Source organism: Frankiales bacterium (genome assembly GCA_016125335.1).
Lineage (GTDB): Bacteria > Actinomycetota > Actinomycetes > S36-B12 > CAIYMF01 > Longivirga.
In genome coordinates, this window is record WGLY01000003.1 from 177,204 (window position 1) to 200,248 (window position 23,045).

At 74.7% G+C, this 23,045-nt stretch carries 24 protein-coding genes and 1 riboswitch; of the genes, 6 read left to right on the forward strand and 18 right to left on the reverse strand.

The features are described 5' to 3' along the window. From GC157_02635 to GC157_02655, 5 genes are read right to left on the reverse strand one after another with little or no spacing between them, the layout of a single operon-like run. Nucleotides 1-1,299 (reverse strand): hypothetical protein, encoded by a 1,299-nt coding sequence (locus tag GC157_02635; protein MBI1376369.1) that lies wholly within the window; start codon nt 1,297-1,299, stop codon nt 1-3. Next, complete coding sequence (locus tag GC157_02640) at nt 1,296-2,069, reverse strand: hypothetical protein (protein ID MBI1376370.1); 774 nt, start codon at nt 2,067-2,069, stop codon at nt 1,296-1,298. Before GC157_02640 ends, GC157_02635 begins: the two co-directional genes overlap by 4 nt. Beyond that, a complete protein-coding gene (locus GC157_02645) occupies nt 2,059-3,039 on the reverse strand; it encodes a hypothetical protein (GenBank protein ID MBI1376371.1) in 981 nt (326 codons plus the stop codon). Before GC157_02645 ends, GC157_02640 begins: the two co-directional genes overlap by 11 nt. Further along, a complete protein-coding gene (locus tag GC157_02650; protein MBI1376372.1) occupies nt 3,036-3,557 on the reverse strand; it encodes a hypothetical protein in 522 nt (173 codons plus the stop codon). The genes GC157_02645 and GC157_02650 overlap by 4 nt, the downstream gene beginning before the upstream one ends. Beyond that, nucleotides 3,550-4,023, reverse strand: coding sequence for a hypothetical protein (locus GC157_02655; GenBank protein ID MBI1376373.1), 474 nt, complete (start codon nt 4,021-4,023; stop codon nt 3,550-3,552). Before GC157_02655 ends, GC157_02650 begins: the two co-directional genes overlap by 8 nt. A gap of 416 nt (nt 4,024-4,439) precedes the next feature. Between GC157_02655 and GC157_02660 the strand changes: the two genes are divergently transcribed. Next, nucleotides 4,440-6,884 (forward strand): CHAP domain-containing protein, encoded by a 2,445-nt coding sequence (locus GC157_02660; protein ID MBI1376374.1) that lies wholly within the window; start codon nt 4,440-4,442, stop codon nt 6,882-6,884. A gap of 15 nt (nt 6,885-6,899) precedes the next feature. On the opposite strand, the gene GC157_02665 is transcribed toward GC157_02660, so the two are convergent. Beyond that, on the reverse strand, nt 6,900-7,394 hold the full coding sequence (locus GC157_02665; protein MBI1376375.1) for a HEAT repeat domain-containing protein: 495 nt from the start codon (nt 7,392-7,394) through the stop codon (nt 6,900-6,902). A gap of 38 nt (nt 7,395-7,432) precedes the next feature. Here GC157_02665 and GC157_02670 point away from each other — a divergent pair, with 38 nt between their 5' ends. After that, complete coding sequence (locus GC157_02670) at nt 7,433-8,383, forward strand: aldo/keto reductase (GenBank protein ID MBI1376376.1); 951 nt, start codon at nt 7,433-7,435, stop codon at nt 8,381-8,383. A 9-nt stretch (nt 8,384-8,392) separates the two neighbouring features. Next, nucleotides 8,393-8,863: a hypothetical protein gene (locus tag GC157_02675; GenBank protein ID MBI1376377.1), complete on the forward strand. Its 471-nt coding sequence runs from the start codon at nt 8,393-8,395 to the stop codon at nt 8,861-8,863. Between the two features lie 72 nt (nt 8,864-8,935). Here GC157_02675 and GC157_02680 read toward each other — a convergent pair whose 3' ends face one another. Further along, nucleotides 8,936-9,223, reverse strand: coding sequence for a hypothetical protein (locus GC157_02680; protein MBI1376378.1), 288 nt, complete (start codon nt 9,221-9,223; stop codon nt 8,936-8,938). Nucleotides 9,224-9,714: 491 nt separating this feature from the next. Here GC157_02680 and GC157_02685 point away from each other — a divergent pair, with 491 nt between their 5' ends. Continuing rightward, a complete protein-coding gene (locus tag GC157_02685) occupies nt 9,715-10,620 on the forward strand; it encodes a patatin-like phospholipase family protein (GenBank protein ID MBI1376379.1) in 906 nt (301 codons plus the stop codon). A 19-nt stretch (nt 10,621-10,639) separates the two neighbouring features. Here GC157_02685 and GC157_02690 read toward each other — a convergent pair whose 3' ends face one another. From GC157_02690 to GC157_02710, 5 genes are all read right to left on the reverse strand, one after another. Beyond that, a complete protein-coding gene (locus GC157_02690) occupies nt 10,640-12,661 on the reverse strand; it encodes an acyltransferase family protein (protein MBI1376380.1) in 2,022 nt (673 codons plus the stop codon). A gap of 69 nt (nt 12,662-12,730) precedes the next feature. Continuing rightward, nucleotides 12,731-13,405 (reverse strand): ATP-binding cassette domain-containing protein, encoded by a 675-nt coding sequence (locus GC157_02695; protein ID MBI1376381.1) that lies wholly within the window; start codon nt 13,403-13,405, stop codon nt 12,731-12,733. Then, the gene (locus tag GC157_02700; GenBank protein ID MBI1376382.1) at nt 13,402-14,979 is read right to left on the reverse strand and encodes an ABC transporter permease subunit; all 1,578 of its coding nucleotides are present in this window, start codon (nt 14,977-14,979) and stop codon (nt 13,402-13,404) included. Before GC157_02700 ends, GC157_02695 begins: the two co-directional genes overlap by 4 nt. Before the next feature lie 65 nt (nt 14,980-15,044). Continuing rightward, complete coding sequence (locus GC157_02705; GenBank protein ID MBI1376383.1) at nt 15,045-16,172, reverse strand: thiamine ABC transporter substrate-binding protein; 1,128 nt, start codon at nt 16,170-16,172, stop codon at nt 15,045-15,047. Next, a riboswitch (TPP riboswitch) is annotated at nt 16,161-16,274 on the reverse strand. (Overlaps the previous gene by 12 nt.) 44 nt (nt 16,275-16,318) lie before the next feature. Then, nucleotides 16,319-16,897, reverse strand: a complete 579-nt coding sequence (locus GC157_02710) for a hypothetical protein (protein ID MBI1376384.1) — start codon at nt 16,895-16,897, stop codon at nt 16,319-16,321. On the opposite strand from GC157_02710, the gene GC157_02715 reads away from it, so the two are divergent. Further along, complete coding sequence (locus GC157_02715; protein MBI1376385.1) at nt 16,827-17,381, forward strand: DUF1697 domain-containing protein; 555 nt, start codon at nt 16,827-16,829, stop codon at nt 17,379-17,381. The two genes, GC157_02710 and GC157_02715, sit on opposite strands and share 71 nt — an antisense overlap. A gap of 30 nt (nt 17,382-17,411) precedes the next feature. Here GC157_02715 and GC157_02720 read toward each other — a convergent pair whose 3' ends face one another. The 3 genes from GC157_02720 to GC157_02730 form a co-directional block, all read right to left on the reverse strand. Continuing rightward, on the reverse strand, nt 17,412-17,771 hold the full coding sequence (locus tag GC157_02720) for an META domain-containing protein (GenBank protein ID MBI1376386.1): 360 nt from the start codon (nt 17,769-17,771) through the stop codon (nt 17,412-17,414). Between the two features lie 246 nt (nt 17,772-18,017). After that, nucleotides 18,018-18,509, reverse strand: a complete 492-nt coding sequence (locus tag GC157_02725; protein ID MBI1376387.1) for a hypothetical protein — start codon at nt 18,507-18,509, stop codon at nt 18,018-18,020. After that, nucleotides 18,506-18,979, reverse strand: coding sequence for a metalloregulator ArsR/SmtB family transcription factor (locus GC157_02730; GenBank protein MBI1376388.1), 474 nt, complete (start codon nt 18,977-18,979; stop codon nt 18,506-18,508). The genes GC157_02725 and GC157_02730 overlap by 4 nt, the downstream gene beginning before the upstream one ends. A gap of 492 nt (nt 18,980-19,471) precedes the next feature. On the opposite strand from GC157_02730, the gene GC157_02735 reads away from it, so the two are divergent. Next, a complete protein-coding gene (locus tag GC157_02735) occupies nt 19,472-20,107 on the forward strand; it encodes a hypothetical protein (protein ID MBI1376389.1) in 636 nt (211 codons plus the stop codon). Nucleotides 20,108-20,139: 32 nt separating this feature from the next. Here the strand turns inward: GC157_02735 and GC157_02740 are convergent, their stop codons facing one another. The 3 genes from GC157_02740 to GC157_02750 form a co-directional block, all read right to left on the reverse strand. Next, entirely contained in the window at nt 20,140-20,643 is a 504-nt protein-coding gene (locus tag GC157_02740; GenBank protein ID MBI1376390.1) for a GNAT family N-acetyltransferase, read from the reverse strand. A 112-nt stretch (nt 20,644-20,755) separates the two neighbouring features. After that, on the reverse strand, nt 20,756-21,328 hold the full coding sequence (locus GC157_02745; GenBank protein ID MBI1376391.1) for a hypothetical protein: 573 nt from the start codon (nt 21,326-21,328) through the stop codon (nt 20,756-20,758). Between the two features lie 67 nt (nt 21,329-21,395). Next, nucleotides 21,396-22,382: a hypothetical protein gene (locus GC157_02750; protein MBI1376392.1), complete on the reverse strand. Its 987-nt coding sequence runs from the start codon at nt 22,380-22,382 to the stop codon at nt 21,396-21,398. Nucleotides 22,383-23,045: the final 663 nt, after the last annotated feature.

Here is a 23,045-nt window from a genome sequence, read left to right on the forward strand (position 1 = left end):
TCAGTCCTCCTTCGGCAGCGGCATGACGGCGTACAGCGACGCGTCGCAGGTGCGCCCGCGGCGGTGGCGCGACACGTCGTCGGAGAAGACGTCGAGCGCCGAGGCGAGCATGCGGATCGCGCCATCGGGGTGGCGGCACGCGCCGCGGCCCGAGATCTCGCTCATGAAGCGGTCGAGCCGTCGCCGGCTCGACCCGCCGGCCCGGCCGCCGGCGAGGTCGTCGGCGACCTCCGACACGGAGGCGAGGCCGAACACGCACGGCCCGCACTGGCGGGCCGACTGGCCGGCGAGGTAGCGCACGAGCCGGGCGGACTCCTCCAGGCCGCAGGCCCGCGCCGGCAGAGGGCCGACGAGCCCCGCGCCGGTGGACAGGCCGCGGGCGCGCAGCGCCTGCTGGTCGACGGGCAGGTGGCGGACGTCGTCCCAGGCCACCCACGAGCCGCCGTAGCCGCCCACGAGCACGGCGCGCGGCGCGTGCCCGTCGGGCGAGCGCCACGTGGACGCGACGACGTCGCCGTAGGTGGTCTCGGGCCCGACCTCGACCACGACGCGGTGGGTGTCGTTGATGACGGTGAGCAGCGTGGTGGAGGGGTAGCGGCCGACGCCGCCGAGGGCGAGCGCGCCCACGCGCGCGAGCGACTCGGTGTTCTGCACCAGCACGGGGCGGTGGCCCGGCGACCACGGGCGGGCCGGGTCCTCGACCCAGCGCGGCAGCGTGGGGCCGCCCTCGAGGGTGCGGATGATGCTGGTCGCCTCGCCGGACAGGTAGCGGTCCGGTGCGAGGAAGACGCGGATCGGCGGCTCGACCAGGCCGGCGCGGGCCCGCTCGGCCAGCGCTGCCCGCACGCTGCGCGCGGTCGCGTCGGCACCCTGGTGCAGCCAGACGACGCCCTCGAGCGCGCCCACGGCCTCCATCGCGGTGACCAGGCCGTCGAGCACGAGGTGCGGACGGGTCTGGAGCAGCACGGCGTCCTTCGCACAGCCCGGCTCGCCCTCCGCCGCGTTCGCCACCACGGTCGCGCCGGGCCCGGCCGCCAGGATCGAGCGCCACTTGGCCACCACGGGGAAGTGGCCGCCGCCGCGGCCGGTGAGGCCGATCTCGCGCAGGGAGTCGAGGAAGGGCTCGACGTCGGTGAGGCGGGGACGGACGCCGAACTCCGCGCGGTGCGCGTCGAGGTCGTGGCGCTCGAGGCCGCTGAGCACCTCGGTGCCCTCGCGCGGCACCACCACGGGGGCCGAGAGCAGGCTCGGCTCCAGCTCGGGCCCACGGCGCCCGACGACGGTCAGCTGCCGGTTCACCCGTGGTCCTCCAGCTCCATCGAGCGGCGCCGGCGCGGCACGGCCAGCGGCCGGTGCGAGCCGTCGGGCGCCATCAGCTCGTTGGCGCGCACGCGGGCCAGCTCCTCCACCTCGTCGCGGTGCGACTCGCCGAGGTAGCGGCTCACCGCGAGGACGACGACGAGGAAGCCGGTGGCGACGTACATCACCATGAGCAGCGGCGTGTCGATGCCGGCCAGCACCCCGTGCAGCCACACGAGCACCAGCGACACGATCGCCACCTTGTGGATCGGCCACCACAGCCGCGAGGAGACGCGGCCCGCGAGCGCGGCCGTGATCCCCGCGGCGAGCCCGGCGTAGAGGGCGATGACGCCGAGCGTCATGGGCAGCGGCCGGTAGCTGGCACCCATCGGCACGAACGCGCCCCACCAGCCGACGCCGGCGTACTGGTCGGTGGCGAGCACCACGATGTGCAGGGCGGTGAAGACGAGGGTGAACACCGAGAGCGAGACGTGGGTGCGGATGCGCACGGCCGGGCTCGGCCGGCGCCACGTGCTGCTGGCCGGGTGCGAGAGCACGAGGCCCATCACCACGAGGCCGACCAGCAGCAGGTAGGACGTGATGCCGGCGGCGCGGCCCAGGATCCAGGGGGCCATCTTGTCGCCGACCACCGCGGTGACGGCCGTGCCGACCAGCCAGCTGGTGAGCACGGCGCTGCCGGTGACGAGCACGACCAGGCCGGCCCCCAGCCCGAGGGAGCGGATCGAGGAGGTTGCGGACTCACGCGACACGGTTCACCTGCCAGGCGACGTGGGGGCGCATCGCGCGGCTGGCGCCGATGCGCCCGGCGGTGTCGACCCACAGGGCGGCGAGGCCGCGCGCGTCGGCGGCCTCTCGGATCCCGGGACGGCCCAGCACGAACAACGACTTGCTCCAGACCTCGGCCATCGCCGGGTCGGGCCCGACGACGGTGACGGAGAGCAGCTCGGAGCGCGCCGACTGCCCGGTACGGGGGTCGATGATGTGGTGCACCTCGGCGCCGCCCACGGTCCACGAGCGGACCCGGGTGGAGGAGGTGGCCACGGCACGGTCGGTGACCCGCAGGACCGCGACCGGGTCGGACCCGCCCAGCGCCGACTCGACCGCCACCATCCAGCCGGTCCCCTCGGGACCGCCGCCCGAGGCCATGAGGTCGCCCCCGGCCTCGACGAGCACCGAGCCGCCCGCGCCCTGGAGGCGCTCGGCGGCCCAGCGCACCGCGAGGCCCTTGCCGATGCCGCCGAGGTCGATCGGCTCGCGGCCGATGCGCACGGCCAGCCGCGCCTGGTCGAAGCCGGGCCGCCACGCCCTCCGGGTGCGGCGCACCCGCGCGCCGGTCGCGGCAGGCAGCTCCTGACGCTCGGACTCGAACGGCAGGGACCGGTCGTATCCGTAGGCCTGGAGGGTGGTGAGCACGCGCGGGTCGAACAGCCCGTCGGTGACGACGTGCGCGTCGCGCGCGGCGACGATCGCGTCGTAGCACTCGCGCGGGACGGCGTGCCAGCGGCGACCGGCCGCGTTGGCCTGCATGAGCGCGCTCTGCGGGTCGAACCGCGTGCAGCTGGCCGCCACGCGCTCGACCACGCCCTGCGCGTCGGCGCAGCGCTGCTCCGCGTCCGGGGCCGGGTCGACCACCCAGAAGCGGATGTCGGACGCCATCGAGCGGAACTCGACGCGCACGTCGCCCCGAGTGCCGGCCGACCCGGCGTCCGCCGCGGTCACGGCTTCGCGCCGGACGCACCCGTCGAGGTGTTCGAGGGCGGCGGGGCGGCGGGGGCCGGTGCCGAGGAGTGCGTGGGGGCGGGCGCGGGCGCCGAGGTGTGCGTGGAGCCGGAGGACTTCTTCGTGCTCGAGCTCGAGCTCGAGCTCGACGACGACCGGCTCGACGACGAGCTCGACGTGTAGTGGGTGGTCGACCCGGACGAGCCGGACGAACCCGACGACGCCTTGGTCACGGCCGCGGTGCTGTGCGCGATGGCGGCCGCCTGCTTGGTCAGCTTCGCGACCTTGTCGCGCAGGGTGGCGACCTGGGCGCTGTTCTTCGCGATGGCCTTCTGGAGCGAGGCGACCTGCGGGTCGGCCGACGGCTCGGTGGTGGCCGGCGCCGCGGTGGTCGTGGTCGTGTCGGAGCCGGGCTGGTGCCCGGCGGCCCACACGGTGGTGCCGGTGAACAGGGCAGCGGCGGCCGGGGCCACGAGGGCCGCCGTCGTCCACCGCACGCGGGTGCCGCGGTCAGTCATCGCCGTGCTCCCCCGAGTCGTCGTGCTCCCCGTGCGAGCTCGAGCCGCTGGCGCCGGTCGAGGTGTGGCTGGTGGGGGTGCTCGAGTGCGTGGCCCGCGGCGCCGGCGCGCTCTCGTGCCGGGTGGTGCTGCGGTGGGTCGTGGCGGAGGCGCTGGGGGTCGCGTGCGCGGCCGCCCACTGCTGGGCCGCGGCGATGGCGGCGGCGCGGGCCGCGGCGGCGTCGGCCTTGGCCTTCTCCTTCTGCGCGACCGTGAGCGCGTGCTGCGCGTCGGACACCTGGCCGTTGAGGGCCTCGGTGTCGCTCTGCAGCTGGGCCAGCCGCTGCTGGAGGTCGGCCACCGACGGCTGGGCGGAGGTCGAGCTCGCTGCCGCGGAGTTGATCGTCGTCGCGACGGCCACGCCGCCGGTGACGAGCACTCCCGCGGTGGCCACTCCTGTGACGACGAGCTTGCGTGCAGCTGGCATGGGGACTCCTCCAGGACGTCGGGTCGAGCCTTCGATCGAGTTCGTGACCGGTGACGGGGGGCTTCTCCGGTCGATGCGTAGATCGTCGTCACCCAGCGCCCGGAACTGAGCCGCGGGCGGTCCAAGGAATGACCCCGGAGAGCCAAGATTCGTCCAAGCCGGGCGCCGGGTCCCGGGATCCGGACGCCACGCTCCCCCACCTGGGCGAACGCCGCACAGCGACCTCTCAGCAAGCACGCGGTGGCGACCGGCGCGCGGGTCGCGCGAGCACGATCGCGCGGCGGCTTTTACACCCGTCGGGGGCTCAGGACGGGCTCCGACACGCCGATAACACCTGTGGCGCCCCAGCAGCCTCACCCGCCCCAGGCGGGACCCGGTCCCCCGGCCCGGGCCGAGCACCGCAGTAGAGGAGTTCCGTGACCCCCCGTACGCCGGCATCCGCGCGCGCCCGCGCCGCCGTGTCGCTCGGTGCCGCCCTGGCGCTGCTGCTGGGCCTGCTCGCCGGCGTCGGCGCCGGTTCGGTGCTGGTCGCGCCGCCCGCGCAGGCGGTCGTGGCCCCGGTGACGCCGACGGCGCTGTCCTACGGCGCCCCGAGCTGGTGGGTGGGCGACTGCGACGCCACGCGCTGGGGCCCGCTCGCGGCCGCGGCCGGCTGGAAGGGCGTCGGCGCGCACCGCATGGGGGCCTCGTGGCTCGGCATCCCGGTGTGCGGCCCGCGGCCATGGGTGGACGGCTCGCCCAACGTGCAGTGGGGACGCGCCGGATGGGGCGAGGCCGAGTGGCAGTGCGTCGAGCTCGCCCAGCGGTTCATGGCGCAGGTGTACGGGACGACGGCGTACGGCGCGAACGGCGCCGACGTGGTGGCCAACTACTCCACGTCCTACGGCGGCGGCCTGGTCAAGGTCACGAACGGGACCGCGGGCAAGGCGCCGGTCCCCGGCGACGTGGTGTCGTTCCGCACCCCCTCCAACCCCTACGGGCACGTCGGCGTCATCGCGGCGTCGACGGTGGACGCCACGGGCAACGGCACCGTGCGCATGCTCTCGCAGAACGACACCATCGACGGCTGGCGCACGCTGTCGGTGGTCAACTGGCGGCTCCAGGGCTTCGGCACGCTGACCCCGTACGGCTGGCTGCACGACCCGGCCGGCCGGGGCAACCCGCTCGGTGAGGGCGCGTTCGTGAAGGTGCGCGGTCAGCTCGGCACGTGGCGCATCGTCGGCGGCGCCCCGATGCGCATCGGCACGTGGGCGTCCTTCGGCGGCCAGCAGCCCTACAGCATCATCGACCCGGCCCAGTTCGACCGGCTGCGCTCGACCCCGCGCGACGGGACGTACGTGCGCGACGTCACCAGCGGCACGGTCTACCGCACGGCGGGTGGCGCGCCCCTCGCCGTCGGCACGGACGCGGCCGGCCTCCCGGGATGGGGCTCGGCGCCGGTGATCGACGTCGACCACTACACGTTCAACCACCTCGACCACATGCTCGCCGTCCCGGCCGACGGCACACAGATCTGCCGCGCGGACGACGGCACGTGCTACCTGGTCGCCGGCGGCGCGCCGCTGCTCGTGCCCACGGGTCAGACCGGGCTCGTGCCCAGCTGGTCGGCCCGCGCGTCGGTCGTGGTCAGCGGCGCCGAGTTCTCGTCGTATACGCACCTGCGTCCGGCGCCGGCCGACGGCACGTTCCTCTGCGACGGCAGCGACCAGAAGTGCTACCGCACCGTGGGCGGTGCCCCGCTGCTGCTCTCGCGCACGGACAAGCCGATGGTGCCGGGGTGGAGCACGGCGTCGCGGCTCACCGTCCCGCACGCGGAGTTCGCGACGTTCCGGCACCTGCGCCGCTACCCCGCCGACGGCGCGATGGCGTGCCCGGTGGGCGACACCAGCTGCTACGTGTTCGCCGGCCAGGCGCCGATCCGCGTCACCTCCGGCGGCGCGGCCGCGGACGCCTCGCTGGCCACGAGCCGGGCGGTCAAGGTCTCGCCGTACGAGTTCAGCCACCCCGTGCACCTGCGCACCCGGCCGGTCGACGGCACGGTGCTGCGCAGCGCGCAGACCAAGGCGGTCTACGTCGTGCGGTCCGGCGTCGCCCAGTACTTCGGCGCGACGACGGCAGCGGACCTGTCCTCGACCCCCGTGACGATCGACCAGAACGCCATCGACAACGCCGGGCTCCCCGGGTCGTGGTCGCACCTGGCCAGCAGCCCGGCGCGGGTCGGGCTGGCCGCCCCGGTGGTCGGCGTCACCAAGGCGCGCTCGGCCGCGGTCCGCTGGAGCGCGCCGGTGGCCTCGAGCGCGGTGGCGTCCTACACCGTGCACTACCGCCGCGCCGGCACCGACGGCCGCTACGGGCCGTGGATCACGCCGAGCACCTGGCGGGCGCTCACCACCACGCACCTGTCGCTCCCGATGGCCCGCGGCACGACGTACTGCTTCCAGGTGCGGGCCACGAACCGCGCCGGGCAGGTGGGCCCGTGGTCGCCGAGCCACTGCGCCACCACCCCGCTCGACGAGCGCGGCTACAGCGCCGCGTCTTCCGGCTGGCTGCGCAACGCGTCCACGAAGTTCTACGGCGGCACCGCGATGCGCACCACCCGACGCGGCGCCTGGTGGCGGCTCGACGGCGTGACGGCCACGCGGGTCGCCGTCGTCGCCACCACCTGCCCCGGGTGCGGCTCGGTCACCGTGTTCCTGGGCGGGGTGAAGGTGGGCGTCGTGAACCTCAACAGCCCCACGGTCGCCTACCAGCAGGTGCTGTCGCTGCCGGCCTTCCCGCACCGGAGCGGGTCGCTCACCCTCGTGGTGTCGAGCCCGTCGTCGCACTCCGTCCAGCTCGACGGTGTCGCGCTGACCCCCTGACGCCGGCGGCCCGGCTCACTGCGCGGCGGTGAGCACCGCGACAGCGCGCGACGCAGCGGACCGCACGCGGGGCACGGCGTCGTCGCGCAAGGGGAGGACGTCCTCGAGCAGGTCGTCGACGCCGTTGCGGGCCACGGCCTTGAGGCACATCTCGCGCACGCGCCACGACTCGTCCGACAGCGCCGCGCGCACCTCCGGCACGGCGACGTCGTCCCACGCCCAGAGCAGCCCGCGGGCGCCCCACACGCGCAGCCAGTAGCGGTCCTCGCGCCCCGGGTCGAGCCACCGGGCCGCGCTGGGACCGGCCAGGGCGACGACGAGGTCGGCGTCCACGACACCGCCCCGCAGCAGCTCGCGGCAGCCCTCCACCACGGCCGCCCGCCCGCGGCGCGCGCACTCCGCCTCGATGCTCGCGCGGGGCGTGGTGCCCCAGCTGCTCGCCACCGCCGCGACCTCCCGCCCTCGACCTCCCGGCCTCGTCCTTCCGCGAGTCAACCACCGCGGGCCCACCCGGGGCCCGGAGTCGCCCTGCGGCCTAGGGTCGGCTCATGCCCACGCGACTTCCCGGGACCGACCTCGACCTGTTCCCGCTCGTGCTCGGCGGCAACGTCTTCGGCTGGAGCGCCGACGAGGAGCAGTCGTTCGCCGTGCTCGACGCCTACGTCGCCGCGGGCGGCAACGTCATCGACACGGCGGACGCCTACGCGCGCTGGCTCGGCCACGGCGGCGGGGAGTCCGAGACCATCATCGGGCGCTGGATGGCCTCGCGCGGCAACCGCGACTCCCTGGTGGTGTGCACCAAGGTGGGCAAGAACGCTCCCCTCGACAACCTGCGGCCCGAGACGATCCGCGCCGCCGTCGAGCTCTCGCTGAGCCGGCTCCAGACGGACCGCATCGACCTCTACTACGCCCACCAGGACCACGACGACGACATGGGCGAGGCGCTCGCGACCTTCGACGCGCTCGTGCGCGAGGGCCTCGTGCGCCACGTGGCGGCGTCGCAGTACTCGGCGGCCCGGCTGGGGCAGGCGCTCGACCTGCAGCGCGAGCACGGCTGGTCGCCCTACGTCGCGCTCCAGACCGAGTACAACCTCATGGCGCGCAGCGACTTCGAGACGCAGTACGCCGGGCTCTGCGTGCAGCGCGGGCTCGGCGCACTGCCCTACTACGGGCTGGCTCGCGGCTACCTCACGGGCAAGTACCGAGCCGGCGGCCCGGCGGTCGAGAGCGTGCGCAGCGCGAGCGTGGACGCGTTCGTGGGCGAGCGGGGCGAGCGCGTGCTCGACGCGCTCGGGTCAGCAGCCGACGCCCACGGCGTCACCCGCGGCGCGGTCGCGCTGGCGTGGCTGCGCACGCGACCCGGCGTCGTCGCCCCGATCGCCAGCGCCCGTACTCCTGAGCAGCTCGCCGACCTGCTGCCCATGGCGACCCTGTCGCTGACCGACGACGAGCTCGCCCGGCTCGACGCCGCGTCCGCCGCCGACCCCGCCGACGACTGAGGAGCCGCGATGTCCGCCACGAGCCCGGCCGCACGACCCGGCCACGCGCCGCTGGACGGCACGTCGCGACGCCTCGTGCTCGCCGCGCTCGCGTTCGGCGCCGTGCTCGACGTCGTCTACTGGGTGCTCTGGTACGCCGCCCGCGACACCGTGGCCAGCGCGAGCACGGACGCCTACTACGACTTCGAGAACGCCTTCCCGCTGGCCGACGCGTGGCTGCTGCTGTGCGTGGTGGCCGGGTTCGTCACGGTGCTGCGCCGCTCGCACGCCGCGCTGTTCTGGCTGCTCGCCGGCGGCGGCGCCGGCGTCTACCTCGGCTGCATGGACACCCTCTACGACGTCGAGCACGGCATCTGGGGAAGCGGTTCCGGCGGCGCCTTCGAGCTGTTCATCGTCGTCGTGACGTTCGTGTTCTCGGTGAGCCTGCTGCGCTGGGGCTGGCGACGCCGGCACACGCTGCTCGCCCTCGAGCACGCCTGACACATCGCGTCGGGCACCGGCGGTGGATCAGCCCAGAAGCTGCCGGGAGGACCCAGTCCTCGACGTCGGCGATCAGGGGGTGACCAGCTGGAAGTGGTGAACCGTGCCCAGCCTGCCGAGCTCGGTGGCGCCAGCGCAGAAGCAGACGGACTCAGTGCCTGCCGGCGCGCTGCCGTCCGCGGGGATCTGCTCGACGATCCAGTTGTCCACATGGTTCGGGTCGCGGGGCATGGCCTCGTGGAACGACCCCTGGACCTGAAGCAGGTAGACGTGGGCGTGATTGTCCCGGTCTCCCAAGGGAGGGGCGACGGCCGACACGGCAGCGAGGTTCGTCCGCGTCCATCGGAAGTCGGACGTCACGCTGTAGCCCGGCTTCGTGGCGATGGCGATGGCCGCCTCCAGGACTGCGCTCGGGGGGACCAGGTCCGCGCCCGACACACGCGCGGCCGGGCTCGCACTGGCCGTCGACGCGTTCGAGGTGGTCTCTGCAGGTGCCGCGCTGCAGGCGGTCGCGGCGAGCAGGAGCGCGGACCCGGCGACGAGGGGAGCTCGCGGAACTGGTGCTGCGCGTGTGCCACGAGTCCCCCGCTGCATAGCCCGAGTGTGCCGTACCCCTGTCGGGCCGGCGAGTACCGGAGCAGCTGAGCGGTGGTCGCGCAGCTGTTCCGCCCCAGGGGAACCCGTTCGGCGCTGGGGTTGTCGGCGGGTACGCTCGCGGCGACCGTGAGGTGACGCGAGGAGGTGAGCCCGGTGCACGTGCCATCCATCCAGGGCGCTCCTCCCCGCTCACGACCGCGCGACTGACCGTCCCGTCGCGGGAGCGCCGCCGAGAACCGGCGAAGGTTGCGACCATGCAGAACCAGTTCCCGCACGACCCCATCTCCCCTTCAGGCACGGCCCTCGTCCTCGGCGGCGGCGGGTCGGCCGGCAACGCCTGGCTCATCGGCGTGGTGGCCGGGCTGCACGAGGCAGGCATCGACCTCACCGACGCCGACCTCGTGATCGGCACCTCGGCCGGGTCGACCGCGGCCGCGCAGCTCACGAGCGGCACAGGCCCGGCGGAGCTGCTCGCGGCGATCCTCGCCGCCGAGCCGGCCGCGTCGCCGCCGCCTGCCCGCAGCGGCGGCACCGCCGCGGCCGCGGACCACATGGCGCGCACCGCGGCGATGATCGCGGAGTCGCGCGACGTCGCGGACCTGCGGCGTCGCGTGGGATCCGCTGCGCTCGAACGGCTCGCCGCGTCGCCGGCCGGCACCGCCGCGCGATGGCGGTCCGTCGTCGCCGCCCGCCTGCCCGATGCGCGCTGGCCGCAGCGACGGTTGCTCATCACCGCCGTCGACGCGCGCACGGGCGAGCCGGTCGTGCTGCAGGCGGGCAGCGGCATCGACCTCGTCGACGCCGTGGCCGCCAGCTGCTCGAGCTCGGTCGCCTACCCGGTCGGCGACCGCGCCTACGTCGACGGCGGCTACCGCACCAACGCCGACAACGCCGACCTCGCGGCAGGGTGCGCGCGGGTGCTGGTGCTCTCGCCGCTCGGCGGTCGGTCGCGCACGCCGCTCGCCTGGGGCACGCACCTCGCCACCCAGGTGGAGGCGCTGCGTGCAGGCGGCAGCACGGTCGAGGTCGTCGTGCCGGACGACGACGCCGAGCACCTGTTCGGCGCGAACGCGATGGACCCGGCGAACCGTCCGCCCGCGGCACGTGCCGGGCACGCGCAGGGGCTCGCACTGGCCGAGCGGCTCCGGTCCTGGTGGTGACGAGGGCCGTACGGCGGCGTCAGCCGCCGAGGACGGCCTTGCGCACGAAGCGGGCGAAGTAGGGCTTGCCCGCCGCGCTGAGGTGCAGCCCGTCGATGAACCACGACGTGTGCCCCGCCGAGTAGGACTTCCAGTCGGCGACCACGACGTTGGGGTGGTTGCGCGCGACGTCGCGCAGGGTGGCGTTGCTCGACGGCACCCACGCGAAGCGCGCGGTGGAGTTCACCAGCACCACGCGGGCCCGGTCGGAGAGCGTGGTGAGGGTGCGGTCGAGCGCGTCGGGATCCACCGGCCCGGCGTCGCCGAGGTGCATGACGACGACCTTGCGCAGCGTGCCCGCGCTCAGCGCGGCGGTGACCCGGCCCTCGATGAACCCCGGTGAGCGGTTGATCCCGGCGTCGAGCGCGACGCCGGGCAGCTCGGCGCGCAGCACGTCCGCGGACCACAGCGTGACCGAGTCGCCGAACCACGAGACGTCCGCCGTGGACAGCCGCCCCGTGGACGGCGCGGCCGCGGAGGTCGAGGGAGCCGCCGCCGGCTTGGCCGACGACGAGGCGCGGGCCGTCGCGCGGGCCGAGGGCGCGGACGACGAGCGCGAGGTCGTGCCGGGAGACCCCGCGGCCCGCGGCGCCGGTGCCGTGATCGGCGCGACTCCGGCGGGGGCGGCCGTGTCGTCGGCGATCGACGTCGTCGGCCCGAGCCGGGCGTCGCCGTCCGCGGCGGCGAGCGTCGAGGGCGCGGTGATGCTCGCCGTCACCGCCGCCACGGCGACCACGACGGCGACGGCGCGGGCCAGGCCGAGCGCCGAGCCGGGCAGCAGCGCGGCGGCCGCGCCCCGCTCGTTCGCGCGCTCGCGCCACCGGGCCACGGCGCGCCCGATCGCCCCCTGCCGCACCGGCACCTCGACGAAGCGGTAGCTGGCCTCGGCGACGAGCAGCACGAGCGCGAGCCGCGCGACGTCGACCCACCAGCCCTCCCAGGGCAGGTCCTGGCCGGGTCGGGTCACGAGCAGGATCGGCCAGTGCCAGAGGTAGATCCCGTACGACCGCTCGCCCACCCAGCGCACCGGCGCGACGTCGAGCCAGCCGCCGAGCGGTGAGGCCGGGTGCGTCGCGGCCGCGACGAGCAGGGCCACCACCAGCGCCACCACGAGGAAGCCGCCGCGGTAGAGCCACGGCGTGTACTCGGACACGGTGAGCAGCAGGTAGGCCGTCCCCGCCGCGGCGAGCAGCCCGGCCCCGGCGAGGATCGCCCGGGCCCCGGCCGCGACGCGGGCGCGATACGCCAGCGGCTGCCACACGGCGGCGAGCGCCGCACCGACGAGCACCGACATCGCGTGGGTGTCGGTGCCGAAGTACACCCGCGTGGGGTCGGCGTCGAGCGGGTAGCCGGCGCCGACCGAGAGCCACGCCATCCGCAGCGTGGACGCGACCGCGCCCACGAGGGCCACCACGAGCACGGCCCGGCGGCGCCCCACGCCGAGTCGCGGCGCGACCCAGCAGGTGAGGCCCAGCACGGCCGGCCACACGAGGTAGAACTGCTCCTCGACGGCGAGCGACCACAGGTGCGCCAGCATGTTGCCGCGGCCGATGAGCTCGAAGTACGACTGCTCCTGCCCGATCGACCACCAGTTGCTCACGTAGACCAGAGCGGCGGGCGTGTCGCGCAGCACGGCGCGGGCCGTGTCCGGCGCGATCGTCGCGGCGAGCACCAGCACGGCCGCGAGCACCAGGAAGAGCGCGGGCAGCAGGCGGCGTGCGCGCCGGAGGTAGAACGCCCCGAACGCGATGCGGCCGTGGGCGTACACCTCGCGCAGCAGCAGGGTGGTGATGAGGAAGCCGCTGATGACGAAGAAGATGTCGACGCCGAGGAAGCCGCCAGGGATCCACTCGTAGCCCAGGTGGTAGAGCACGACGCCGGCCACCGCGACGGCGCGCAGCCCGTCGAGGCCGGGGATCCGCCCGCCGCGCGCGGACCGGGGCTCGGACCCCGGCGTCGACGCGCGCACGCCCGCGTGCGGCCGCATCGTCGACGTGCTCACCCGGCCAGACTAGGCCCGCGGTGCCCGTGATCCCGGAACCGCGGCCCCCCGCCGTCGCGGACGGGTGGGCTAGGCGATGCGGGCGCCGCGCTCGCCGGGCACGAGCGCCAGCACGCGGTCGGCCACGCGACGCGCCTCGTCGGGGTCGTGCGTGACGTGCACGGCGGGGATCCCGAGCGTGCGCAGCAGGTCGCGCACCTCGGTGCCGAGGCGCTCGCGCAGGTCGCGGTCCAGCGCGCCGAACGGCTCGTCGAGCAGCAGCAGCCGCGGCCGGGCGGCGAGCGCGCGGGCCAGTGCGACCCGCTGGGCCTGGCCGCCCGACAGCGTGTCGACCGGGCGCGACCCGAGGCCACCGAGGTCGACGAGCGCCAGGAGCAGCTCCACCTCGCGCGCCCGCTCCTCGGCGGGCATGCCGGCCACCTCCAGCCCGTAGGCGACGTTCTGCGCGACGTCGCGGTGCGGGAAGAGCACGGCGTCCTGGAACACCAGGCCGATGCGGCGCCGGTAGGCCGGCACCGGACCGAGGTCGGCGCCGTCCCAGCGCACGGCCCCGGCGTCGGCCGTGACCAGTCCGGCGACCACTCGCAGCAGCGTCGACTTGCCCACGCCGCTGGGGCCGAGCAGCGCGACCGACTCCTCCGGCGCCACGTGCAGCGACACGGAGTCGAGCACCGGGCGGCCCCCGAGCGAGACGCTCAGGCCCTCCACGACCAGTCCCGCCTCGGACTCCGGCACCGCGCTCACAGCGAGCCCACCCCGGGCGCGCGCAGCCGCTCGGTGGTGAGCACCGCGAGGGCGGTGAGCACCACGAGCACGACGGACAGCGCCGCGGCCTGCCCGGAGTTGACCTCGCCCTGGCGGGAGAGCAGGTGGCCGATCTGCACCGGCAGGGTGGGCGAGTCGGCGCGGGCGAGGAACGACGTCGCGCCGAACTCGCCGAGCGACACCGCCGCCGCGAAGCCGGCGCCCACGCCCAGCGCGCGGGTGAGCGCAGGGACGTCCACCGTGCGCCAGCTGCGCGACGTCGAGGCTCCCAGCGTGGCCGCCACCTCGCGCAGCCGCGGGTCGAGCGAGCGCAGCACGGGCAGCACCACGCGCACCACGAGCGGCACCGCCACCACCGCGTGGCCGATCGGCACGATCACCCAGCTGCCGCGCCAGTCGAACGGGGCCACGGCGAAGGTGATGAGCAGCCCGAAGCCCACGGTCACCGCGCTGGTGCCCAGCGGCAGCGCCAGCGCGGAGTCCAGCGCGTCGCCGCCGCGACGGGCGTAGGCCACGGCGCACGCGGCCGCACCGCCCACCACGACGGAGATCAGCACCGCGACGACGGCGTACGACAGCGACACGCGCACCGAGTCCCAGGCCGCGACGTCGCGCGTCGTGGGGCCCTCCACGGACAGCGCGCGCCACCAGTCCAGCCCCCACCCGTCGCCGACGCGCACCGACTGGAGCGCGAGCGCCACCAGGGGGACGGCGACCAGCGCCGTCTCGAGCAGGGCGACGCCGAGCACCACGCGGTCGGCGGTGGTGCGCACCGCGCGAGGTGCGGCCTGCGCGCGACCGAGCCGCTGCCGCACGGTGAGCCGCCGCTGCAGGCGCGACGCGACGAGCAGCACCGTGCCCACCGCGAGCACCTGGAGCACGCACAGCATCGCGGCGCCGGGAAGGTCGAACAGGTCCACGGTGCGGCGGTAGATCTCCACCTCGAGCGTGCTCGTCGTCGGGCCGCCGAGCACCAGCACGACGCCGAAGCTGGTGAACGTGAACAGGAACACCAGCGCCGCTGCGGCGAGCACCGAGGGGCGCAGCAGCGGCCAGGTGACCGTGCGCCACACGGTGACGGGCCCGGCGCCGAGGGTGCGCGCGGCCTGCGCGTAGCGGTCGTCGAGGTGCGCCCAGAACCCGCCCACGACGCGCACCACCACCGCGAGGTTGAGGAACACGTGCGCGAGCAGGATCGCCCCGAGCGTGCCGGACCACGACTCAGGCAGCAGCGCCCGGAAGGAGGCGCCCACGACCACCGTGGGGAGCACGAACGGCACGGTGAGCACCGCGGACACGGCCGCGCGCCCGCGGAAGCGCAGCCGGCTCACGGCGTACGCGGCGGGGAGCCCGGCCGCCACGGCCAGCAGGGTCGAGAGCACCGCCTGCACGACGGTGAAGCGCACCACGTCCCACGTGAGCCCGGAGGTGAGGACGTCGGCGCCGCCCTGCGACAGGCCGCGCCACAGGATCGTGGCGAGCGGCCAGGCGAAGAACAGCCCGACGAACACCACCGGGAGCCAGGCGAACCAGGCGCCCGAGGGCGGGCGCACGCGCGCGACGCCCCCCACCGCGACGCCGCTGGAGCGTCCCGGTGCGCGCAGCCCGTCGAGGACGCTCAGCGCAACGTCACCTGGTCCCACGCCTGCACCCAGGCGCTGCGGTTCTTGTCGATCACTGCCGGGTCGAGCGAGAGCGGGTCGGCCGGCACGGCGGCGAAGTCCGTGAACACCTTCGGCAGCGGGGTGCCGGGCACGGCCGGGTCGACGAACATCGACAGCGGCACGTCCTTCTGCACCGCGGGCGAGAGCAGCCAGTCGACGACCGCGCGCGCCTCCAGCGGGTGCGAGGTGCCGCGCAGGACCCCGGCGTACTCCACCTGGCGGAAGCAGCCGTCGGTCATCACCGACGTCGAGGGCTTGGTGGGCTTGGGGTCCGGCGCGTAGACGATGTCCGCGGGCGGGCTGGTCGCGTAGGACACGACGATCGGCCGGTTCCCCTTGCCGCCGGCGGAGAACGTGTCCTCGTACGCCTCGGTCCAGCCGTTGACGACCTTGACGCCGTTGGCGCGCAGCGAGGTCCAGTAGCCGAGGTAGCCGTCCGTGCCGTAGCGGGCGACCGTGGCGAGCAGGAACGCGAGGCCCGGCGACGACGTGGCCGCGTTCTCCACGACGAGCAGGTCCTTGTACTCGGGCTTGGTGAGATCGGCGAGGGTGGTCGGCTCCGCGAGGTGGTGCGCGCGGAACCAGGCGTCGTCGAGGTTGATGCACACGTCGCCGTAGTCGACCGGCGTCACGGCGTCCTGCGTCGCCGCCTTGAGCGCGGCGGGCACGTCGGCGGCCGCCGGCGAGACGTAGGGGTCGAACACGCCGGCCTCGAGGGCGCGGGAGAGCAGGGTGTTGTCGACGCCGAACAGCACGTCGCCCTCGGGGTTGCCCGCCGTCAGCGCTGCCTTGTTGACCACCTCGCCGGCGTCGCCCTCGCTGACCACCTTGACCGTGATCCCGGTGCGGGCCGTGAAGTCCGTGAGCAGCGACTTGGTCACCGCGAAGGAGTCGTGCGTGATGAGCGTGACGGTGACCGGTGCGAACGACGACGGCACCGGCGTGGGCGGCTGGCTCGACGCGGGCGAGGACGTCGCACCCGTCGTCGTGGAGCCGCACGCAGCGAGCAGCAGCGAGGCCGCCGCGACCATGGCCGCCGCCGCTACGCGACGACCGGAGGAGCTGTGGGCAGGGGTGTTCATGGACCGTCCCTCCGCCGGCATTACCCGGATCAGGTTCGAGGGTCGGTGGCGGCGGCCACCCTCTCAGCCCGGCGTGTCCTCCGAGCTCCCCTGGTATGCAGATGTGCCCCCACCCTACGCCGCTCCGGCCGGGGCGGCGCGAGCGGTCAGCTGCGGCGCTCCTGCACCGCGCGCTTGACGAGGATGAACGGCAGCAGCCACGCCGCGAGGGCGCCGGCGAGCCAGACGATGAGCGCCGCGAGCACCCAGGTGCCGAGCCCGTCGACGTTGAGGGTCGTGAAGATCGCGGTGATCACGAGGGCGATCAGCGTCGAGATGATGCCGACGCCGCCGGTGAAGGCCGAGGCGTTCTTGTCCACCATCTTCCCGATCAGCGGCGAGAGGATCGCCTGGACCACCGCGAAGACCGCCGCCACCACGATGTAGGACAGCCAGCCGTCGACGCTGAAGCCGGAGAGGACCGCGTCGGCGACGACGATCCCGATGAGTGCGGCGAGGAAGTAGATCACCAGGTTGATGAGGAACCGGATCATGGCGCGACCGTAGCGCTCCCCCCAGGGACGTCGCGCGGATTCGCCGATCCCCGGGCCGGTGGCGGCGGGAGGCCGCGGAGGACCGGGGGAGGCGTCCGAGCCGGCCGCTAGCGTGCGGAGCATGTCCCCCGCATCCCCGGCCCGCGTCGCCGTCCTGCTGCGCGGCGTCAACGTCGGCCGCGCCAAGCGCATCGCGATGGCCGACTTCGCCGCCCTGCTGCGCGACGTCGGCCTCACCGACGTCCGCACCCTGCTCAACTCCGGCAACGGCATCGGCACCTGGGCCGGCCGCCCGGACTCGCTCGCCACCATCGTCTCCGGCGCGATGCAGGACGCCGTCGGCTTCACCTGCGACGTCGTGGTGCGCACCGAGGAGCACCTCGACGCCGTGCTCGCCCGCGACCCTCTCGGCGCGGTGGCGAGCAACCCGAGCTGGTACCTCGTGACGTTCCTCGGCTCGGCCCCGGACGCCGAGGCCCTCGCCCGGTTCGAGGCGCTCGACCTCTCCCCGGACGACGTGGTGCTCGACGGCCTCGAGCTCTACGCCTGGATGCCGAACGGCGTGAACGAGAGCCCCACGGGCAAGGCGCTGGCACGCGGGGTGCTGGGCGTCACCTGGACCGGGCGCAACTGGACCACCGTCACCAAGCTGCGCGACCTGATGCGCCAGGAGTAGCGACGGCTGCGCGGCCGCGCCGTCCGCCGGTCAGAGCACCTCGTCGGCCGGGACCAGCACCAGGACGACGTCGCCGCCCGACGACAGCGCGACGCGGTCGTCCGCGTCGACCGACACCGACAGCTCGCCGCGGAGCGCCTCGAGCACGCGGCGCTCCTGGTCCATGGCCTCCTGCGGCCCGGCCATCAGCGTCGTCCCGAGCGGGCCGAACCGCACGGTGCCGGCGTCCATCGTGCAGGGACCGAACACGCGGTTGACCGTGGCGCGGCCGGTCACCCGGCCGTCGGCGTCGAACGTCAGCTCGGCTGTCGGCGTCTCGAGGGCCGGGACTCCGCCCGCCTCGACGATCCGGAACGTGCGGCCCACGAGGGTCTGCGCGGCGTGGCTCATGCCCGCGATCCTCGCACCCGCGCGGCCGGGGTGTCCGCTGTCGGGACGCACAGCGGGCGCCCGCCCGGACCCCTCTTGCGCACCGCCGGGAGCGGGCGCACAGTGGTGAGGCGACCCTCACCCATCCCACTCCTCGCGAGAGGGTCGCCGGGTACGCCGACCGACCACGACCGACGGGTCGAGCGACGACGGCGACCGACACGACGAGCGCCCCGGGACCCCCCTCACCGAGGCGCTCGCCGCTTGTCAGGACCCGGTCGCGGCGAGCACCTCGTCGAGCCGCTCGAAGCCCTCGACCATCCCGCCCTCCATGCCGGCGGCCACGTGCCCGTCGCGGGTCTCGATGCTGGCGTGACGGCTGGTGATCAGCGCGAGGGTGCCGCCGTCGACCTCCTCGAGCACGAGGGTGTCCACCGCCGACGCGTCGGGCATGGGCTCGTAGACGAACGTGCTCACGAGCCGGTGCGGCCGGTCGACCTCGAGGTACTCGCCACGGAAGGCGTGCGTGCCGCCGTCGGGCGCCGTCTGCACGAAGCGGTAGGTGCCGCCCACGCGCACGTCCATCTCGACGAGGGTGTTCTCCAGGTAGCGCGGGCCGATCCAGCGGCGGAACAGGTCCGGCTCGGTCCAGGCGCGCCACACCAGCTCGCGCGGCGCGGCGAAGAAGCGGCGGACGACGATCACCGGCTCGTCGGCCGGGATCTCGCAGGAGTAGCGGGTGTCGACGGTCTCGGTCATGGCGTTGCTCCTCGGGTTCGGGGTGTGGTCTGTCGTGGCGCGCCGGCCGTCCCGTCGTCGAGGTCGGCGAGCACCTCGTCGAGCCGGTCGAAGCTGTCGGCCCAGTACTGCTCGTAGCCGCCCACCCACTCGGCGAGCGAGCGCAGCGGGGCGGCCTCGAGGCGGCAGGGACGGGTGCGCCCCTCCTTGCGTCGCGACACCAGCCCGGCCGACTCCAGCACCGCGAGGTGCTTGGAGACCGCGGGCTGGCTCATGGAGAACGGTGCGGCGAGCTCCGTCACGGAGGCGTCGCCCTCGGCGAGCCGCGCGAGGATCGCGCGACGGGTGCGGTCGGCCAGCGCGGCGAACGCCCGGTCGAGCCAGTCGTCGTCCGCCGGCGGGAGGGCCGGCCCGCCCGCGGCACCACGAGGCAGTGCCGCCGCGGTCCGGCCCGCCGCCCCGTCGGCCAGCCCGACGCGTGATGAACTCATAACCGGATGGTTATATATGTTCTCCGTGCTGTCAAGGGCTCCGCGGAACCCCGTCCGGGCGCCGTCCGTCCGCCCGGTATGGACGGTGACGCGAGGCCGCTGCCCCGCGTGTCGCGGCGGCAGGTGCTCGTCGCGGCGCTGTCCGGTGCGACCCTCGCCGCCTGCTCGTCGGGGTCCGCCGCGTCCTCGGTGTCCTCGGTGCCGTCGCCGTCGTCGACGGACTCCGCGTCGGGCCTTCCGTCACCCTCAGCACCGTCCTCCTCGCCGACGTCGACGCGGAGCGCGACCGCGGTCGATCCGGCGGCCGCGCTGCCCGCGACGCACCGCTGGATCGCCCGGCGCGGCGAGGTCGAGCCGTCGGTGAAGCGGCAGGCGACCGATCTCGTGGAGGCCGTCGGCGCGTGGACCAGCGGCGGCGGCGACCTGCGCTCCGCGCGCGCCCGGGCCAGGAAGGCCGGCTTCGACCCCGCGCTCGCCGATGCGCTCGCGCCGCTGCTCGGCGACGGTGCGGCTGCCGCCGTCCAGGTGCGCGACGCGCAGTACGGCGGGCTGCTCACGTCGTCGGCGAGCGTGCTCGTGGTGGTCGACCAGTGGCGTGCGGACTCCGCCGGCTGCGTGACCGCCGGCGGCACCACCGTCGACGTCCGGCTCGTGGCGGCGTCCCCGCGGTGGCGCGTGGTCGACGCGTTCCGGGCGCGACCGGGCCCGGCGTCGAGCCGGCTGACGGCGGCCGCGCGCTCGGTGCTCGGCGCCGACCGGATCCGGCTCCCCCACGCCGCGCACGCCGACGTGCGCGCGGGGCTCATCCACGACTCGGTGCTCTCCGTGCTGCTGGCGCTCTCGCGCGAGCACGTGGTGGACGTGTCGGTGCTGCGCTCCGGGCACCCGCTGCTGGTGTTCGGCACGTCGCGGCCCAGCGACCACCCGCGTGGTCGTGCAGCCGACGTCTGGGCACTCGACGGCAAGCCCCTCGTGCTGCCCGCGAACCACGGGCTCGCGACGTCGGGCATGCGCTTCGCCGTGGCGCACGGTGCTTACAACGTCGGAGGACCGGTGCAGCTCTCGGGCCCGCAGTACTTCAGCGACCGCACGCACCAGGACCACATCCACCTCGGCTTCGACCACTAGCGCGGCGGGGCACTGGGAGCCCGGGCGAGGATTCAGAGGTCCGACGGGCTCGCCCAGTCGCCGCCGTCGAGGTGCAGCCCCATCCACACGGTGGCATCCGCGTTGTCGCCGTACGGCGCGATGTCGCGATAGCCGGCGGCGAGATAGAGGCGGCGCGCGTCGAGCAGCTCGCGCTTGCTGTCGAGGACCACCCGACGGAGACCACGACGACGTGCCTCGGCGTGCAGTCGCTCGAGCAGCGCGCGCCCGGCTCCCTGGCCGCGCAGCCGCGGCGACACCCACATGCGCTTGACCTCGGCGACCTGGCCGTACGGCGGCACGTCGATGACCCGCAGGCACCCGCACCCGAGGACCTCGTCGCGGTCGACCACGACGAGGAACGTGCCGGCGGGCTCCCGGTACGCCCCGGGATCGGGGTCGGCGATCGTGGGTGACGACGCGCCGAGCAGCTGGTCGAGCTCGGTCGAGTAGGCACGTACGGCGTTGCGCGCCCGCTCGTCCTCGGGGTCGCAGACCTCGATCGACCACCTCCTCACGGGGACGCCTCGGCGAGCGCATGGCGATCGTCGACCATCCGCCTACCGTGCCAGCTGCGGCACAGCGCAGGCGATCTCGGACAGCGGCAGTGGGGCTCGCGCGTCGACATCGTCACCCGCTCGCGCCCTGCGACGGGAAGCCCACGGCGCTGCAACCGAAGTCGGGTGGCGCGACCGAGGCCCCCTGGCCGAGCGCGCCGAACGAGCTGCCCGGCGACGCGGGCCACGACACTGCCACGCCCTCACCCTCGCCCTCTGTCAGCAGCTCACCGTCGGGGGTGAACGCCGCGACGTAGACCGTCGTCGTGTCGCTGGACGACGGTTCGAGCAGGCTCGTCCGGAAGGTCCCCCGGACGACGGCGAAGGCCACCGCAGCGCCTGCTGGCAGCTGAAGCGGACCGCCGAGGGGCGGATCGGAGAGACCGAGGCCGGAGACGACGGCCCCTGTCGTGCCGAAGACGGTCACGCTCTGCGGGGTTCCGAACGGCGTCGCCTGCTGCGTCGCCTCGCACGCGATGGCCTGGACCTCGGTAGGCGTCAGCGGTGTGGAGGCACCCGTCGTCGGATCGGGCAGGCTCTGTCCGCTGCTGCTGCCGGCACTTCCCGCATCGGTGCTGCCGGTGCCGCAGCCGGTGCACACGATCGCGACCGCGGCGGCGACGGCGATCCCCCGTGGCAGTCCCACGCCGGGAGTCTAGGTGGACGACGAGGCGGCAACGGCGATCGGGAAGTCTTCTCCTGGGGCGGGACGGTCACGTCGACGCCAGGCCCTCATCCAGACCAGTGGGCTGCACCGTGATCCGAGCGCCGGCGGGGACGGGGACGTCGCGATAGGGGAAGTGCAGCGTGCTGTACTCCGTGTCCCCGATGCGTCTGCGGGAGAGCGAGACATACGTGGTGTCCACGTGACGCCCGTCGACGATCACGTCCCGTCTGGCTTCGGAGTCCAGGCCAGTGGGGTCACCGGACACGACCTGGCCGAGGTACTGGACGCGGCCGGGCCAGGTCCCGGTCAGCACGTGGGTGACGTCGAACTCGAGGTGGTCCGTCACCGCCATCGTGTCCCCACGAGCGCCGGACTCCGCGATCCACCACCGGGCGACCTCGGAGTAGTCCGGAACCGGCGTCGCCTCAGGCTCCGGCCCGCCAGGACCGGCGTCCGGCCAGAACCGCTCCACGGCCCAGCCGACGTCGTCCCAGTGGCGCCGGATCGACTGCACCAGGAGCACGCGGCGCTCGTCGCTGCCTCCCGCGCCTCTGAGCAGGTAGACGACGGGCGCCATGGTTCGTTCGCCGCGCGCGAGCCACGTGGACCAGAGGTCGAGCACGTCATCCCAGGCGGCGTCGTCACCGACGTCGACCAGCAGATGCACGGCCGCGTGCCTGGTGTCCCCGTCCCGGTGCGCAAGCATCGCGCGGACATCGGGTGTCGCGCCTGGCCCCAGGCGACGAGTCAGGCCGGCGAGCGCCGCGATTCGGATGTCACGGCTTCCCGGACCGGTCACGCGCACGTGTCGGCGCAGCTCGTCCACCCCGAGCGGACCTCGAGCGCGACCCAGACCGTCCAGCAGCACACCCGTCAGCCACGAAGACCGCGCAGCGGCAAGGGCCTCGACGAGGACCGACTCGCCGTCGGTCTGATGAGCCGCACGCCGCAGCAGCGCCTCGACGTCCACCAGGTCGTAGGTCTCCGCCCTGGTCAGCCGCCGCAGTTCACCGATCAGCTGGCGCGCATCCATCGAGTCCCCCGCATCAGTCTCCAGCAGCTCGCCGGCGATCTCCTCTGGCGAGGCGCGTCCCTGAACGGGATGCGAGGAGTCACGGCCCGATCCTGCCTGACGAACCGAGCCGCATCGGTGACTTGCGAGACGTTCGCCCGACGGACCCGCACCTCGCGTTCAGGGTGCCTGGATCCTGTCGTGAAGCCCGGCCGTGATCTCCCGAGCACCGCGTCGGGCAACGGGTCCATCGCGATCCCGCACCCGAAGACACCTGAGATGTCGACCCGCTCGGGCCGCCCATCGCGCGGTGGCGTGCTGCCGCCCCCGCACAGGGAGCAGCTGCTCCTCTGAACCGGTCGGCTACTAGAAGGGCGGTGTGCCGTCCGGCGGGTCGGGGTCCTCGGGTTCGAGCTCGCGTACTGGGTTCGGGCGCGGGGGCGGGTGGATGTCGGCGGGGTCGTGGAGGTAGGGGCGCGGGGTGAGGGTGACGGTCTGGCCCCAGGCGGTGGTCCAGGTCGCGGAGCCGTCGGCGGTGGAGCCGGTGAGGTCGGCCAGGTGGGCGGTCTTGAGCTGGTGGTGGCGCCGGCACAGGCCGCCGCAGTTGGCGGCCGAGGACGGGCCGTCGGGGAACGGGACGGCGTGGTCCATCTCCAGGCGCGAGGTCGCGCGGGTGGTGCAGCC